Here is a 14,868-nt window from a genome sequence, read left to right as displayed (position 1 = left end):
GAACGCAAAGCGTCACGTCATGAACTGGATCACCAACTACGTCCGCCCGAAGTTCTCGAGCCTTCTCGGCCCGCGGACCGTTCCGGACAATCTCTGGATCAAGTGCCCGGAAACGGGCGAGATGGTCTTCCACAAGGATCTCGAGGCCAATCAGTGGGTCGTTCCCTCATCCGGCTTCCACATGAAGATCCGGGCGAACGATCGCCTGAAAGCCTTCTTCGACGATGGCGCCTACGAGACGGTGGACCTGCCGGAGGTCGCGACCGACCCCCTTAAGTTCCGAGACTCCAAGCGTTATACGGACCGCCTGAAGGAGTATCGGGCCAAGACCGCCATGGACGATGCGGTGGTTGTGGGCAAAGGCTCCATCCATGGCCTGCCCATCGTCGCGACCGTGCAGGATTTCGCCTTCATGGGCGGCTCGCTCGGAATGGCGGCCGGCGAGGCGATCATCAAGGGGTTCGAGGTGGCGCTCGCCGAGAAGAAGCCGCTCGTCCTGTTCTCGGCCTCGGGCGGCGCGCGCATGCAGGAGGGCATCCTCTCGCTCATGCAGCTTCCGCGCACCACGGCTGCGCTCGAAATGCTGAAGGAGGCGGGGCTTCCCTATGTGGTCGTCCTCACCAATCCGACGGCCGGCGGCGTGTCCGCCTCCTATGCGATGCTCGGCGACGTCCACATCGCCGAGCCCGGCGCCGTCATCGGCTTTGCCGGTGCCCGCGTCATCGAACAGACCATCCGCGAGAAGCTGCCCGACGGCTTCCAGCGCGCCGAATATCTCCTGGAACACGGCATGGTCGACATGGTGGTCCACCGCCACGACCTGAAGGCGAAGATCGCCTCGCTCCTGAAGATCTGGATGAAGAGCGATATCGAGGCGCTCGCGGACAGCGCGGACGCCGGGTCGACGGAGGAGCGCGCCGCGCCCGAACGCGTGGACGCCGGCGCGGCCTGATCGCGGCGGCTCGTCTTCCCGCCATGCCGACCCCGGCCGCCAATCCTTCGCATTCGACCGCTTCGCGCACTGGTGCGCGAAGGCATTCGCTGGAATCGAACACCGCGCTCTAGACCCTCTGTTCCGCAGGATGCGAGCGGAAAACCGGTGCCCACCTTCTTCTCATCCTGCTCTAGGGCCCTGCCATGACGTCGACTTCCCTGGCCCATGCCGAAATCGATCGGCTGCTCGCGCGCCTGCCGAAAGGCTACGACCTTTCGCTGGACCGGATTCGTGTGATCTCGTCAGCGCTCGGCGATCCGCACCTAAGATTGCCGCCGACGATCCATGTGGCCGGCACGAACGGCAAGGGTTCGACCTCCGCCTTCGCGCGGGCGATCCTCGAGGCCGATAGCCGCAGCGTCCACGTCCACACCTCTCCCCATCTCGTTTCCTGGCATGAGCGCTACCGGCTCGGGTGCGCGGGCGAACCCGGACGTCTGGTGCCCGACGACGTGCTGGCGGCGGCCGTAAGGCGCGTTGCCGAAACGGCGGGAGACATGAAGATCACGGTCTTCGAGATCCTGACGGCGGTGACCTTTCTCCTGTTTTCCGAGCATCCCGCCGATGTGGCGGTCGTGGAAGTCGGGCTCGGCGGACGTTTTGACGCGACCAACCTCATCGAGCAGCCGGCGGTTTCGGTCATCACGCCCATTTCTCTCGACCATCAGTCCTATCTCGGCGACAGCGTCGAGCTGATCGCGGCCGAGAAGGCCGGCATCATCAAGCCGAACACGCCCCTCGTCGTCGGCCAGCAGGCCGAGCCGATCGCCCTGGAGGTGATCCGCCGGATCGCCGATCGCAACAATGCGCCGGTCTCGGCCTATGGCCAGGAGTTCTTCGCCTTTGAGGAGCGGGGGCGTCTGGTCTATCAGGACGATGACGGCCTGCTCGACCTGCCTCTGCCGCGCCTTGCCGGCCGCCATCAGATCTCCAATGCCGCAACCGCCATTGCGGCCCTGCGCAAGGGCGGGTTCAACCCGAGCGATCGGGCGATCGAGACCGGCATGGGCAGCGTGGACTGGCCCGGCCGCCTTCAGAAGATCACGTCCGGCGCCCTGTTCGACGCCGTCGTCGAAGGCGGCGAACTCTGGATCGACGGAGGGCACAATCCGGGGGCGGGCGCCGCCATCTCGGAGGTTTTCGCGGGGCTCGAGGAGCGCGTTTCGCGGCCGCTCTTCCTGATCTGCGGCATGCTCAACACCAAGGACCCGACCGGGTTCTTCGAGGCGTTTTCCGGCATTGCGCGCCGGGTCCTCACCGTTCCGCTCGCAACGACCGATGCCGGTATCGATCCGAACGAGCTCGCCGATTTTGCGCTCGATACCGGGCTCGATGCCGAAGCCACGGGCTCGATCGAGGAGGCGATCGCCCTCGTCAGCACCCACTGGGCCGTCAGCCCGGCGCCGCGCTTCCTCATCTGCGGATCGCTCTATCTCGTTGGGGAGGCCCTTGAGAGGAGCGGTCTCGCCCCGCGCTGAGGACGGCCGGTTGGGCAAGCTCTTCTCGCTTCTCTTCATCCTCCTCATGGGGCTTCATCTCATCCGTCCTCTCGGTTTGCCGGGACTGCGGCGACGAAGCGATTTCTGGAAGATCGCCTTCGCCGGCATCGTGGTCTTCAGCGTCGTCGTCCTGCTGCGGCCGTGACGAGCGGGTGCCGGAGAGGCGGCGGAGCGCCATCGCGCGGCCGGAACGTAAAGTTTGTGAAGCATCCGGCTCTGGTGTAGGAACCCCCGACTTCATCATTCGAACCGACGAGCACTCTTCTTCATGGACCGTATTCGCATTCGTGGCGGCAACGCGCTGAACGGAACGATCCCGATCTCGGGAGCCAAGAACGCAGCGCTTCCGCTCATGATCGCGACGCTTCTGACCGACGATCAGGTAACGCTCGAAAACGTGCCGCATCTCGCCGATGTGGAGCAGCTGATCCGCATTCTCGGCAATCACGGCGTCGACTACACGGTCGCCGGTAAGCGCGCCGGACAGAACGCTGCGACCGGCCGCACCATTCATTTCAGCGCGCGCACCATCGTCGATACGGTCGCGCCCTACGAACTCGTTTCCAAGATGCGGGCGAGCTTCTGGGTCATCGGCCCGCTTCTGGCCCGCATGGGCCGCGCGAAGGTCTCGCTTCCGGGCGGCTGCGCCATCGGCACGCGGCCGGTGGATCTCTTCATCGACGGGCTGAGGGCGCTCGGCGCGACGATCGAGATCGATGCCGGCTATGCGAATGCGGAGGCCAAGGACGGTCTCGTCGGCACGCGCTTCGTCTTTCCGAAGGTCTCGGTCGGCGCGACCCATGTGCTGATGATGGCGGCGACGCTTGCCAAGGGCGAGACCATTCTCGAGAACGCCGCGCGCGAGCCGGAGGTGGTCGACCTCGCCAATTGCCTGAAGAGCATGGGCGCGAAGATCGAGGGTGCCGGCACGCCGACCATCCGCATCGAAGGCGTCGCGCAGCTTTCCGGCACGCGCCATTCGGTGCTGCCGGACCGTATCGAGACCGGCACCTATGCCATGGCGGTGGCCATGACGGGCGGAAATGTCCTCCTGACCAATACCGACGCGCATCTTCTCGACAACGCCCTCGGCGCGCTGCGGCAGGCCGGTGCCGAGATCGAGGCGGTGGAGGGCGGTCTGCGCGTTTCGAGAAACGGCGGCGGGATCCATCCCGTCGACGTGATGACCGACCCCTATCCGGGATTTCCGACCGATCTCCAGGCCCAGTTCATGGGCCTGATGACCCGTGCGGAGGGCGTCTCCCACATTACCGAGACGATCTTCGAGAACCGGTTCATGCACGTTCAGGAACTCGCGCGTCTGGGCGCGCGGATTTCCCTGTCCGGCCAGACGGCGAAGGTGGAGGGCGTTCCGGTGCTGAAGGGCGCGCCCGTGATGGCGACCGATCTTCGCGCTTCGGTCTCGCTCGTCATCGCCGGCCTCGTCGCCGAGGGTGAGACGGAGGTCAACCGCGTCTACCATCTCGATCGCGGCTTCGAGCGGCTGGAAGAGAAGCTGACGGGCTGCGGCGCAGACATCACGCGCATCGCGGGCTGAGCCCTCGCCCCGCCGCGAACAGACCAGACGTTTCTACGGCGCCGGTTCCGACATGACAGTCGGAGCCGGCGTTTTTGGTGCTCGAGTTTCGCGTGGGTTTTTCGAGGGGTGCTGTGTGGAGCGAGAGCCCTTTGATCCGATGCCTCAGTGTGCCACCGTCGGCGCGCCGCCTCGCTGGGGTTTGCGCATGAGAAAGACAAGGGGCAGCGTGACGAGCGAGGACCAGCCGATGAAGGTGAAGACGTCGATATAGGCCATCAGGCTCGCCTGCCGGGACAACTCGCCGGCGAGGATCTCGGCGCCCGCCGCGCTGTCGAGCGGCACGCCGTAGGGAATGAGATAATCCCTAGCAGCCTGCGAGAAGGGCGTGATGTTCTCGCCGAGAACCGCGTAGTGGAACGCCATGCGCTGGACGAGAAGCGCCGAGACCACCGCAATGCCGATCGACGAGCCGAACTGGCGCGTGACAGCGTAGAGCCCCGATGCCTCGTCCTGCTTGTCGTTGGAGATCCGATCGAAGGCGACGGTGGAGAGCGGCACGAAGACGAGGCCGAGGCCGAGGCCCGAGAGGACGCCCGGCCAGGCGAGGTTCCAGAAGCTCGCATCGAGATTGAGATCGGCATACATGAAGCTGCCGCCGGCCGTCAGCAGAATGCCTGTCGAGACGAGAAGACGGGGATCGAACCGGCCGACGAGCAGCGAGCCCGTAACCACCATCGAGAAGCCAGAGGCGATGCCGCGCGGAATGAACAGGTAGCCGGCCTCGAGAATGGGATAGCCGAGCAGCGTCTGCACGAAGGTCGGCAGGATGGCGATGGTGCCGAACATGCCGATGCCGAAGCCCATGATCGTGAGATTGGCGGCGAGGAAGGATCGATCGCCGAACAGGTTGAGGTCGACGATGTTGTCGCGCTTGCCGATGCCGCGCACGACGAAGATCCCGCCTGCGAGGATGGCTGTCGCCGTCGCCACCTGGATCAGCTTGGAGTCGTACCAGTCGCGCTGTTCGCCGGTATCGAGGATGAACTGGATCGCTCCGACCATCAGCGCCATGAGGATCAGCCCGGTCCAGTCGGTTTCGACCTTCTGGCCCTGATCCTTCGGCATCTCGCCCAGAAGAAGCAGGAAGGCGAGGGCGGCGATCGGCAGGTTCACGTAGAACACCATGCGCCAGACGAAGGTGTCGGTGAGATAGGCACCTACCGTCGGCCCGAGCACGGGCGCGACGACGACGCCGAGGCCGAACAGCGCCATCGCCTGCCCGCGTTTCTCCTTCGGGAAGGCCTGGAACAGCGTCGATTGGGAGAGCGGAATGAGGAAGGCGCCGAAGAGGCCTTGGCCGATCCGGAAGGCGACCATCACCTCGAGGCTCCAGGACAGGCCGCAAAGCCCTGAAAAGGCCGCGAAGCCGGCGATCGCCGAAAGGATGACCTTTCGCCGCCCGAAGCGCCGCGTGAAGTAGCCGGTGAGCGGCATGACGACGATCGAGGCAACGATATAGCTCGTCAGGATCCAGGTGATCTGGTCGTCCGTCGCGCCGAAGGTCGATTCGATATGCGGGATCGCGATGTTGACGATCGTCGAATCGAGAACCTCCAGAACCGCGGTCGAGATCACCGCGATCACCAGGATCCACTGGATGCCGGCCGCCGCCTGTTGGCGGGTGGAATATTGGGCGCCGGTGTCCGCGTTCTCGCTCATCGCTCAGAACAGCCCGACGATGCGTTCGATGATGCCGCGCTCGCCGTCGGTGGTATCGACGCTGGCCTCGACGCTCGCTCCCACGCGCAGCTGGTGAACCGGATCGGCAGGCCTCTCTTCCAGCGCGATGCGCACCGGAAAGCGCTGCACGATCTTGACGTAGTTGCCGCTCGCGTTCTGGGCCGGGAGAAGCGAGAACGAGGAGCCGGAGCCGGCGCTGAGGGTCTCTACCGTGCCCTTGAGGTTCACGTTGGGATACATGTCGATCGAGACGTTGACCGGCTGGCCGGGCCGGATTCGCGACAGGTCGGTTTCCTTGAAGTTCGCGTCCACCCACCATCGGCTGTCGTCGACGAGGGAAAAGAGGCTCTGATCGGCGCCGACCACCGCGCCCGGTCGCAGGGTCAGGTTGGAGATGAAGCCGGTCGCCGGTGCGCGCACGAGGGTGTGGTCGAGATCGAGCTGGGCAAGGTTCACCTTCGCCTGGGCTGCCTGGACGGCGGCCGGGTCCGCGTCCGTCGGTCCACGGGTCGCCAGCGCGGCCTGGGCGTTGGCCTGGGCGCTTGCGAGTTGGGCGGCCGCCTGATCCCGGTTCGACTGGGCCTGATCGAGGGCGGCCTGTGCGATGTCGCCGCGATCGAAGAGCTGGCGCTGGCGGGCAAGCTCCGATTCCGCGTCGTTGAGGGCTGCCTGTGCCTGGTTGATGGAGGCGTTGGCGACCGAGACCTGCGCATCGGAGGCGCCGCTCGACTGGATCGCGGTCTGGAGATTGGCGCGCGCTTCGGAGAGCGCCGCCTCGTAAGGCGCGGGGTCGATGGAAAAGAGGATTTCGCCTTGCGTCACGCGCTGGTTTTCGGAAACGAGAACCTCGACCACCGGGCCGCCCACCTGCGGGCTGATGGTAATGACGTTGGCGGCGATCCGCGCATCGTCCGTCGAGGGATAGAGGCGTTCATATTCCCAATAGACGACGAGGCCCGCGCCGATGATGGCGACGAGCACCAGAATGCCGATGAGTCGAAGAGATTTCATTGCCACTGCTGTCCTGAACTTGCCGATCGCGATACCGGTCCGTCATCGCAGGCTTCACCCTCGCGACGAGCGAACCGGCAGCGCGGAAACCGCCCACCGGGCATCGCGGACACCGCCGATGCGCCGACAGGAGGATGTGTCTGGCAATGGGGAAACGTGTCACGATGACCGGCAACGACCTCCCGCGCGTTCGCGGAACCCGGCCCGTCTCTTTGTTTAATGTCGATTGAACGGAAGTGCAATTCCGGAACGACGTCGTGGACGGAATGTAATTTTCGAAGGTTAAGAAGCGCCACGCGATCGAACGAGCGGACCGCGTCGACCACGGCTCTTCGACGTAACCACGATGGGGCCCGCGGGGAGAGCTGCCCGGACAGGCGCCTCGTTTAACGCAAGGCAGGGGTCGGGCGGTTCGCCTTCGGGCAAACGAGGAGGGCTGGAAGTGCGGATCGGATGCGGCTGACTTGGCGGACCGCCGGTTCGAGCTGGAAGACGGACCGGTCGGACCGGCAGGCGTGCCAGTAACGCCGATCTTTAACCTCCGGCCGAGAGCCCTTCCGAATGTGAAAAAGGAGCCTTTCGGCTCCTTTTTCGTTGGATTGAGCGCCCGCGAGAGAGGCGCGCGGCTTATTGAAAGCCGAATTTGGCGGCCAATCGCCGGAGGAGTCCACCGGACATCGCCGATTCGTCCTCTCCCCCGGGATGGTCTCTTGTCTAACTTCCGGCGAAAGGATGCTCGGCGGAGCCCTTCTTGGAAACGACTTCCTGGGCGGTCGGCGTGCCCTTCACGGCGCGCTCGATGGATTCCATCGTCGCCTGGTAGTTGTATTCGCGGATCTTGGCGTCGTCCTCGGCTTCCCAGTGGATGAAGACACCAACGCAGATGTAGAGATCGTCGGCTTCGTCGGCCGGGATGATACCCTTCTCGACGGAGTCGGCGACGGCGCGAGCAACGGCGGTCTGAGCCGGTCCGAACATCTGGACGGCCTGCTTGGCGCCCTTGATGGTGACCTTGTTGAACATCACCGTGTTCGGCTTGCAGGGCAGGTTCGGCGCGACGACCGCGAGGAGGGTGGTGAAACCGTCCTTGTTGTTCGTCAGCGAGTGGCAGAATGCCGACTCGGCGGCCGAACCGCGGGGGCCGATGATCAGATCGATATGGGCGACTTCGTTGCCTTCGCCGACGAGCGACTCGCCGACCATGACCTTATTGATGGTTGCCATGAGCAATTCCTCCTGTTGATTGGTCCCATCGGATCACTCCGACGACACCTCGTCATTTTCCCTTTCCGGGACACGAGATCGCGTCCGAAAAGCCCGAACGAGCCGTCAGGCCGCCATCTCCCCGGTCGGCGGACGCGTTCGCGTTCCGCCCTCACGGCTACCCTTGTTGGCGGCGTCCCACAGCGAGACCGGTTGGCCGGATAGCTTCGCGGTCACATGGACCTCGACGGGGCGCAGTCAATCATCAGGGGGGCTCGCGCGCAAGGGAGCGGGGAAAAAACCCGGTCTTTGAAAGTAGAGGATGAAGAGCGTTGCGACGGTGAGGTCCGCGCAGGTCCCCGGATTGATCCCTTCGCTCTTCAATTCCCTATCCAATATCAATGCCTTGGCGGCGATTTCTTCCCCATTGCGGCAGCTCTCGCAAACCTGTGCGAAATTCTTGAAACGCCGGTGAACGTCCTCGGCGCGCTGCAGCCCGAACTTTCGGCTCACATGCGAATCGGGAAAGCGCGCGGCGAAGGCGATGTAGATCGCGAAGGCGAGGCCGAGGGCCGGATGCTCGCGAAGAGCGGTCGGAGCCCTCGCTGCAGCCTTCAGGCCGGTGTCGAAGAGATCGGCGTAGCCGTTCACGTATTGCCTGGCGATCAGATCGCGGCCCGCGGCCAGCCCCATCGCTTCGACGACGCCGATCTGCGGAGCGCGGCGCACGTCTTCCTCTCCCGCCTCGCCGAGACCGCCGGGCGAGGCATGGGCGATGGCCGCGAAGATGGACCTCGCATCCTCGGCGTCGAGATCGGCGAGAACCGTTTCCAGCGCCCTGCGCAACGCGACCTCGCCGGGTGAGGGTCCCGCGCGCTCGAAGGCCCTGGCAAGCGGTCCGGCAAGGAGGAGAATGCCCAGATTGGCATTGCATCCGGCAGCCGCGACGCTGGCCCGTGTCGCGGCAAGAACGCGTTCGCCGACCCCGAGCCCCGCGTCCGCGACGATCGGGGACGCAGCGAGCGCTGCCTTCTCGAAGGTCTGCGCGTCCATGCGATGCCCGGCTGCATGGACATGGACATTGCCGGGCTTGATCGCGGCGAGTTCGGCACGGCAGGCGGCGAGAAAGGCCGCTTCGATCCCGCGTCCCGATGGCGCCTCGTCTTCGGGCCCCGTGTCATGCAGTCCGGGGCGGACGGTGTCGCTGCCGCTCGTCATACGGCGTGGGGCAGCAGGCTGCCGGCAATCTCGGAAGGCCCGGTTCGCGCCAGTTGCGCAAGAAGGTCGCCCGCACGCTCCAGTGCGATGTCGATGGGCGTCACCCGGGACAGGCCGGTCCAGGCCGGCATGGAATTGACCTCGATGATCTGGATCGCGCCATCTCCATCGCGAAGAAGATCGACGCCGCAGAAATCGGCACCGACGGCTCGGGCGGCGTCCACCGCGAGCGCGTTCATCCGCTCGTCCGCTTCCATCGGCAGGGCCGTCGCGCCCTGCTTGATATTGGTGATCCAGTTGGCGGCTTCGCGGCGCATGCCGGCGATCGCCCGATCGTTCGAGACGAGAATCCGATAATCGGTCCAGCGGGTGCCGATGGCCTTTCCGGCGAATTCTTGCAGATAGAAGACCTGACCCGCGATCTCGTCATCGGGCGGCAGGTCGGAGGGCTCGCGCAGCAGCTTCAGACCCTTGCCCTGACTTCCGAAGAGCGGCTTCAGCACCATGGGCCGGCCCGCCGCCTCGAGTGCGGCCACGGCATCCGCCCGGTTCTCGATGCAGATCGAGCGGGGGCTCGGAAGCCCGCGAGCGTGGAGGCGGAAGCTGGTCGCCGCCTTGTCGACGCAGGCTTCGATCGCCCGCGCGCTGTTGGAGACGGGAACGCCGATCTGCGCCAGCGCGTGAAGGATGCCGAGCCGGCGCGTCACCGCCTCGAACGTCCCGCCGTCGACGGTCCGCACGCAGACCGCGTCCGGGAGGTCGTCCGCAAAGCCCGGGATGGCGAGGCCGGACCGGGTGCCCGTATCGAAGCCGATTTCGGCCAGGCGGGCGAAGTGCGCTTTGGCGCCGAGCGCCTCGAACGCCGTGCCCAGTTGCCGGGCATGACGATCGAGGCTCGCGGTGACGATGAGGATGCGGGGCGACGCGGCCATGGATCGTGGGATCAGCCGAAGGAGGCGTCGATGAGTTTGGGGTCGATCCCGCCCCCGTGGAAGGTCTCGCCCGACTCCAGCGAGACGATCTGCACCTCGGCCGGCGAGAACAGCATCGGGTCGATCTTGTAGAAGTCGCCGTCGTATTCCCGGAAGATCTCCGCGAAAGGCTTGCCGTAATCGTCCGCCGTGGAACTTGGCAGTCTCTCGGCGAGTTCGCGGGCCTTGGCCGCAGATCCGTTCACGTGAAGCACGATCCGGCCGCCATAGATCACCGCGTCGTTCGTGCGCCCCATCGCGGTGATGAAGTCCGGATGGGGCGGGGCCAGCGGGGCCGTCCCGATGCCTTCGACGATGTGGGACAGGTCGAATTCCAGGACGTGCGCCTTGTGAAGCGCGACCTCGACCACCCTGCCGACGATCTGGACCGAACCGGCGAGCGAGGTCGTCGGCGTGATGATCAGCGTCAGGCGATCGGGCGCGACGCCGCAGGATTGCGCGATCTTCCGCACGAGGGGTTCGGGCGGCGGCGTATCGGTTTCCAGGACGAGGACCGCGGCGTCCGCCTGATCGCGGTAGCCGATATCCTTGTAGAGCTCTTCGAGCCCGGCAAGGGCTCGGCCGGGCCCGGAGCCCATGGAGAAATAGCCGGTCTCGCCCTCGCCATGGGTCAGCTGCCAGCCGGCATACTGGCTGCCCAGGCACGACAGCACCGGTTGGGAGGTCGCGACGGTGAGGGTGAACGGCCAGCGGTCGAGAAAGGAGCCGGCGCCGAGCTGAACGCTCCCGAGGCCTCCGAGGCAGATCTCGGTGATGATGCGTCCGGCCTCGAGCGAGCCGCGAGCAGACGCGCCCGCGTCGATGATGGTTTCGCCGGCATCTCCGCGCTTCACCTCGCAACGCAGATCGCCCGCCCGGGCGATCAGTTGCTGGACGAGCGGAACGACCTTCTCGTTTACGGAAATGGCTTTCGTCTCGGTAGACATGGGTCCTCCTCCCGATCCTGGCATATGCCGTCCTTCCCTGTTCCCTTGTCGAGACCAGGCCTCACGGCATTGCAGGGCTCGGCACGCGGTTGGCAGTGCCCACTGCATTATTCGATATGGAAGACGCCTTGAGGCTTTCGACATGCGCCTCGAAGCGCTCCCTGGCTTCCTTGGCGGTGCGCCCTTCCGCAACGACGGTGGCGATCGGCTCGGCCGCCTCGTAGTGGCGCGGCAGATGCGAGCGGTCTCGCGTCCAGTGCGGCCAGACATGGTCCGTGCCGAAATCGAGATCGACGTCCGCCCAGGCGAGGCCGGCCGCCCGGCATCCTGCCGGATAGGGGGCGAGCGTCTGGGGCAGGCGGCCCTCGCAGGCATCCAGATGGAGCTTGAGAAGAGGGGCCTCGGGCCGGTCGAACACGTCGACCGTCGCGCCGAAACGGGCATTGATCTCGAGGCAATGGACGAGACCGTTCGCCTCCACGAAATCGGCGCTGAGAAGTCCCGTGAGGGTCGTGCCGTCGTCGTGGGCGGCGGCGACCAGCCGGCCGAGGGCATCGACCATCGACTTAACGATCGGCGGCGGCGGATCGAGCGGGCCCACCGCGCCTGCGTAGCGGAACGGCTCGTCCTCGCTCGGATCGGTCCATTGGTGCGAGAATCCGAGGGAGCGGGTCATGCCGTCTGCGGCAAGCGCGAGCAGGGACCAGCGTTCACCTTCGACGAAGCGCTGGGCGTAGAAGCGATCGCCGGATCCGCCGGCCGCCCGCACACGGTTCGCCCATCGAACATGGCTGCCGCCGCATCCGCCCACGCGCTTGATGAGCCAGAGGTCGTCATCGGACGGCGCGGCGGGCGCGATCTGTGGAAAGGCGACGCCTGCACGCTCGCAGATTCGGGCGAACCAGAACGGGTCCTTGAGCCGGCGGGACGCCTCGGCACTCGTGCCGAGGACGGGCCAGCGCCGGGCGATCTCGTCCAGCAACTCCGGACGGTCCTCGAAGCCCGCACCGTAGACGAAGCCGATCGGCGTCTCGCCTTCGGACACCCGTTCCAGAGCGGCGATCAGATCCGTATCCGAAAACCCGTCCGGATAAGCGCCGGTCACGAGTTCCGATCGCCTGGCGCTCGCGCGCAGATCGAGATCGGCGAAGAAATCGACCGCAAGCGCATCGAAACCCGAAAGGCGCGCGCTTTCCGCGATCTGGCGGGCCGAGAAGGCCGCGCACAAGATCGTCGGTCTGGCAGAACTCGCATCCGCGCCGTCCAAGTCCGATCAGCCTTCGTTGACCAGCTTGCGCGCAAGCTCGAAGGCATGGCGGAAGTCGAGCACCTGGCCCTCTTCGGCGTCGATCATCTGGCGCAGAAGGCCGTATTCGGTCTTCGACTTGAAGACGCCCGTGGCGAGCGCCCCGATCCCGACCGCCTTCGTGCCCTCGATCTCGGCGGCATCGTCCATCACGTCGATGCCTTCGAGGCCGAGCGGCGGGACCGCGTTGACGTCGGCGGCGACGAGAAGCTTCGAGGCCGATTTCAGCTGGTCGAGCGAGAGCACGCGAACGCCGGCCTTGGCGGCGGACAGGATCACCTCGACATCGGCGATAATCGCCGTGTTCTTCTCGTCGGACGAACCGTCGACGGCCTCCACGTCGACGTCGAAGCGCTGCTTCATCTCGTCGGCGCGGCTCTGGACGCGGGCAACGCCGCTATAGCCGACGATCTTGACCTTCGCGCCTTCCATCGCCGCGATGACGGCGGCGCAATAGCCGACCACGCCGGTCGCACCGAATACCGCGATCGTCGTGTCCTTGAGCTCGGTGCCTGACTTTTCCTTGAGGGCCTTCTCGACCTTCGCCACCATCGCGGCCGCGGTCGTGAACGATCCGGCCGGATCGGCCATGATGTTGCAGGTGAAGGGGGGAACCAGCGCGTTCTTCGCCGTGTCGATCATGTCGAGGGCGAGAACCGCATCGTCGCCGCCGAAGAAGATGGCCGAAGAGGTTCCGTGATCGGGTGGGCGCGAGAAGATGACGTCCTGGACGAGATCTGCGACCTCGTCGAGCTCGACCTGTTCGTAGGGCGTCACCGAATCATAGCCGGCATCGAGCGCCTGGTTCACGTCGAACGGGCTGACATGCTTGTGCGGCGTCAGCATGTGGAGAATGTTCTTCGGCATCGCTGTTTCCCATCGGCTTCGTGTGAGGTGGCGCCCGTTGCCCTCGCGTTCTCCTAACATCGAAGAGGGGAGCTGGCGAAGGCCCGTTCGGGTAGAAAAATCCTTCGCCCACGCAGGCGCTAGAACCGCTTCGCGTTGCCGGCCTCGGGCCGGCTGACGATCCGCGTTCCCCGCCGCTCGATCGAAGCGCCCGCATTGCGGCCCTTCACGATCTTCAGTTCGAGCCCCGTCTCGGCCGCGAGCGACCGGACGCGCTCGACGAGGCGCGCGGCCTCCGCTTCGCTCTCGGCGAAGGCGAAACCCGTCGGCCCCCAGGAGCTCTGCCCGATCCCGTGCGCGCCTTCGGCTGCAAGCGCCGCCATCAGGTCGGCGACCTTCGGATTGGAGAAGACGCCGCCCTGTGCCGAGGCGAAGTGACTGCCGACGATCTCCTGGATCCGCGTGAGGCCGGCTCCGAAGGTCGCAAGATCCCGTTCCGCAAGGCCGGGAAGCACCTGCATCAGGGTCAGGGCCGAGACCTCGCCCGCCGCCTCCTTTGGGAAGACGGGGAGCCGTGCGAACGCCTCGATCTCCTCGGAGCCGTGAATGCCGGACAGATCGGTCGCAAGAACGAGGATCGCGCGCCAGGCCTCGGGGAAGTCGAAACGGGAAATCAGCGGGGGCGGGGCGTCCTCGGCCCCCTTGCCGCCGTCGACGGCAAGTCCGCCGCGCGAGAGGAAGGCCGCGCCGAGGCCCGATCGCTGTCCGCGCCCGAGGCGGGCCGCATCCCCCGGCACGTCGTCGGGCAGGCCTTCCAGCGTGCGAAGGGCGGTGGAGACCGCGAGCGCCATCTGGGTGCCCGAGCCGAGGCCCGTATGGGCTGGAATCACCGTTTCGACCTCGAGCCTGTAGCCGCCGTCGAGGCCGAGATGATCGGCGAGCGTGCGCAGATAGGCGCCGGCGCGCTCGGACCCGTGTCCGAGAATGACTGTGGTCGGGGCGCGCCGGAGCGAGATGGAGGTCGCCGGCGCGTTGATCGCGAGGCCGATCCCGCCGAAGCGGCGGCCGAAATTCGCGCCCGGGTCGAGAAAGCCGAGATGAAGGCGCGCCGGGGCCGAGACATGAACGAAGTCGTCTTGCAAATTTTCGTCCTGTCCTCGCCGCACGCATCGACTATTATCGAGTGGCAAACCATTCGGACAAGGGAGAGACCGATGGCAGCCAGAACCTACTCCGACGCGGAAGTCGAGGATCGCCTCAGAGACGAGTTGCCGACCTGGCGCCTGGAAGAGGGTTGGATTCGACGCACTTACAAGACGCAAGGATGGAAGGGAACGCTGATGGTCATCAACGCCGTCGGACACCTCGCCGAGGCGGCGTTCCACCATCCCGACATCACCGCGTCCTATGCCTGGGTCGAGGTCCGGCTGGTCAACCATGCCGCCAAGGGGATCACCGATGCGGATTTCGCGCTCGCCAAGATGATCGAACAGGTCGTCATGTGGCAGCCCGGAAAAGAGGATGGACCTCTCCAGGGAACGCCCGACGATCCGCGCTTCGCCTACATCAGATACGACAAATCGAGCTGACGGC

14 protein-coding genes are annotated in these 14,868 nt (G+C 65.8%); 5 read left to right on the top strand and 9 right to left on the bottom strand.

What is annotated here, in order from left to right:
* Window positions 1-19: 19 nt before the first annotated feature.
* The 4 genes from accD (at window position 20) to murA (ending at window position 4,051) form a co-directional block, all read left to right on the top strand.
* A complete protein-coding gene (gene accD / locus DYI37_RS13875; protein ID WP_245413915.1) occupies window positions 20-952 on the top strand; it encodes an acetyl-CoA carboxylase, carboxyltransferase subunit beta in 933 nt (310 codons plus the stop codon).
* Window positions 953-1,137: 185 nt separating this feature from the next.
* Complete coding sequence (locus DYI37_RS13870; RefSeq protein ID WP_116683847.1) at window positions 1,138-2,472, top strand: bifunctional folylpolyglutamate synthase/dihydrofolate synthase; 1,335 nt, start codon at window positions 1,138-1,140, stop codon at window positions 2,470-2,472.
* 10 nt (window positions 2,473-2,482) lie between these two features.
* Window positions 2,483-2,638 carry a hypothetical protein gene (locus DYI37_RS13865; protein WP_199520160.1) on the top strand — a complete coding sequence of 52 codons (156 nt, stop codon included), beginning with the start codon at window positions 2,483-2,485 and terminating at the stop codon, window positions 2,636-2,638.
* A 123-nt stretch (window positions 2,639-2,761) separates the two neighbouring features.
* Window positions 2,762-4,051 (top strand): UDP-N-acetylglucosamine 1-carboxyvinyltransferase, encoded by a 1,290-nt coding sequence (gene murA, locus DYI37_RS13860; RefSeq protein ID WP_116683845.1) that lies wholly within the window; start codon window positions 2,762-2,764, stop codon window positions 4,049-4,051.
* Between the two features lie 144 nt (window positions 4,052-4,195).
* Here the strand turns inward: murA and DYI37_RS13855 are convergent, their stop codons facing one another.
* The 9 genes from DYI37_RS13855 to DYI37_RS13815 all read right to left on the bottom strand — a co-directional run bounded on the left by DYI37_RS13855 (window position 4,196) and on the right by DYI37_RS13815 (window position 14,417).
* Entirely contained in the window at window positions 4,196-5,752 is a 1,557-nt protein-coding gene (locus tag DYI37_RS13855) for a DHA2 family efflux MFS transporter permease subunit (RefSeq protein WP_116683844.1), read from the bottom strand.
* Window positions 5,753-5,755: 3 nt separating this feature from the next.
* Complete coding sequence (locus DYI37_RS13850; RefSeq protein ID WP_116683843.1) at window positions 5,756-6,784, bottom strand: HlyD family secretion protein; 1,029 nt, start codon at window positions 6,782-6,784, stop codon at window positions 5,756-5,758.
* A 714-nt stretch (window positions 6,785-7,498) separates the two neighbouring features.
* On the bottom strand, window positions 7,499-8,008 hold the full coding sequence (gene fae / locus DYI37_RS13845) for a formaldehyde-activating enzyme (protein ID WP_116683842.1): 510 nt from the start codon (window positions 8,006-8,008) through the stop codon (window positions 7,499-7,501).
* 237 nt (window positions 8,009-8,245) lie between these two features.
* A complete protein-coding gene (locus DYI37_RS13840; RefSeq protein WP_116683841.1) occupies window positions 8,246-9,205 on the bottom strand; it encodes a triphosphoribosyl-dephospho-CoA synthase in 960 nt (319 codons plus the stop codon).
* Window positions 9,202-10,137, bottom strand: coding sequence for a RimK family alpha-L-glutamate ligase (locus DYI37_RS13835; RefSeq protein ID WP_116683840.1), 936 nt, complete (start codon window positions 10,135-10,137; stop codon window positions 9,202-9,204). Before DYI37_RS13835 ends, DYI37_RS13840 begins: the two co-directional genes overlap by 4 nt.
* An 11-nt stretch (window positions 10,138-10,148) precedes the next feature.
* The gene (gene mch / locus DYI37_RS13830) at window positions 10,149-11,123 is read right to left on the bottom strand and encodes a methenyltetrahydromethanopterin cyclohydrolase (protein WP_116683839.1); all 975 of its coding nucleotides are present in this window, start codon (window positions 11,121-11,123) and stop codon (window positions 10,149-10,151) included.
* 61 nt (window positions 11,124-11,184) lie between these two features.
* Window positions 11,185-12,390: an ATP-grasp domain-containing protein gene (locus tag DYI37_RS13825; RefSeq protein WP_116683838.1), complete on the bottom strand. Its 1,206-nt coding sequence runs from the start codon at window positions 12,388-12,390 to the stop codon at window positions 11,185-11,187.
* A gap of 6 nt (window positions 12,391-12,396) precedes the next feature.
* The gene (locus tag DYI37_RS13820; RefSeq protein ID WP_116683837.1) at window positions 12,397-13,296 is read right to left on the bottom strand and encodes an NAD(P)-dependent methylenetetrahydromethanopterin dehydrogenase; all 900 of its coding nucleotides are present in this window, start codon (window positions 13,294-13,296) and stop codon (window positions 12,397-12,399) included.
* A gap of 119 nt (window positions 13,297-13,415) precedes the next feature.
* On the bottom strand, window positions 13,416-14,417 hold the full coding sequence (locus DYI37_RS13815) for a beta-ribofuranosylaminobenzene 5'-phosphate synthase family protein (RefSeq protein WP_116683836.1): 1,002 nt from the start codon (window positions 14,415-14,417) through the stop codon (window positions 13,416-13,418).
* A gap of 72 nt (window positions 14,418-14,489) precedes the next feature.
* Here DYI37_RS13815 and DYI37_RS13810 point away from each other — a divergent pair, with 72 nt between their 5' ends.
* Window positions 14,490-14,864 carry a 4a-hydroxytetrahydrobiopterin dehydratase gene (locus DYI37_RS13810; protein WP_116683835.1) on the top strand — a complete coding sequence of 125 codons (375 nt, stop codon included), beginning with the start codon at window positions 14,490-14,492 and terminating at the stop codon, window positions 14,862-14,864.
* The last annotated feature ends 4 nt before the right edge of the window (window positions 14,865-14,868 follow it).

Source organism: Fulvimarina endophytica (assembly GCF_003403015.1).
In the GTDB taxonomy this organism is placed as follows: domain Bacteria; phylum Pseudomonadota; class Alphaproteobacteria; order Rhizobiales; family Rhizobiaceae; genus Fulvimarina; species Fulvimarina endophytica.
The sequence above is the reverse complement of the archived record's forward strand: the minus strand, read 5'-3'. Positions and strand labels throughout refer to the sequence as shown.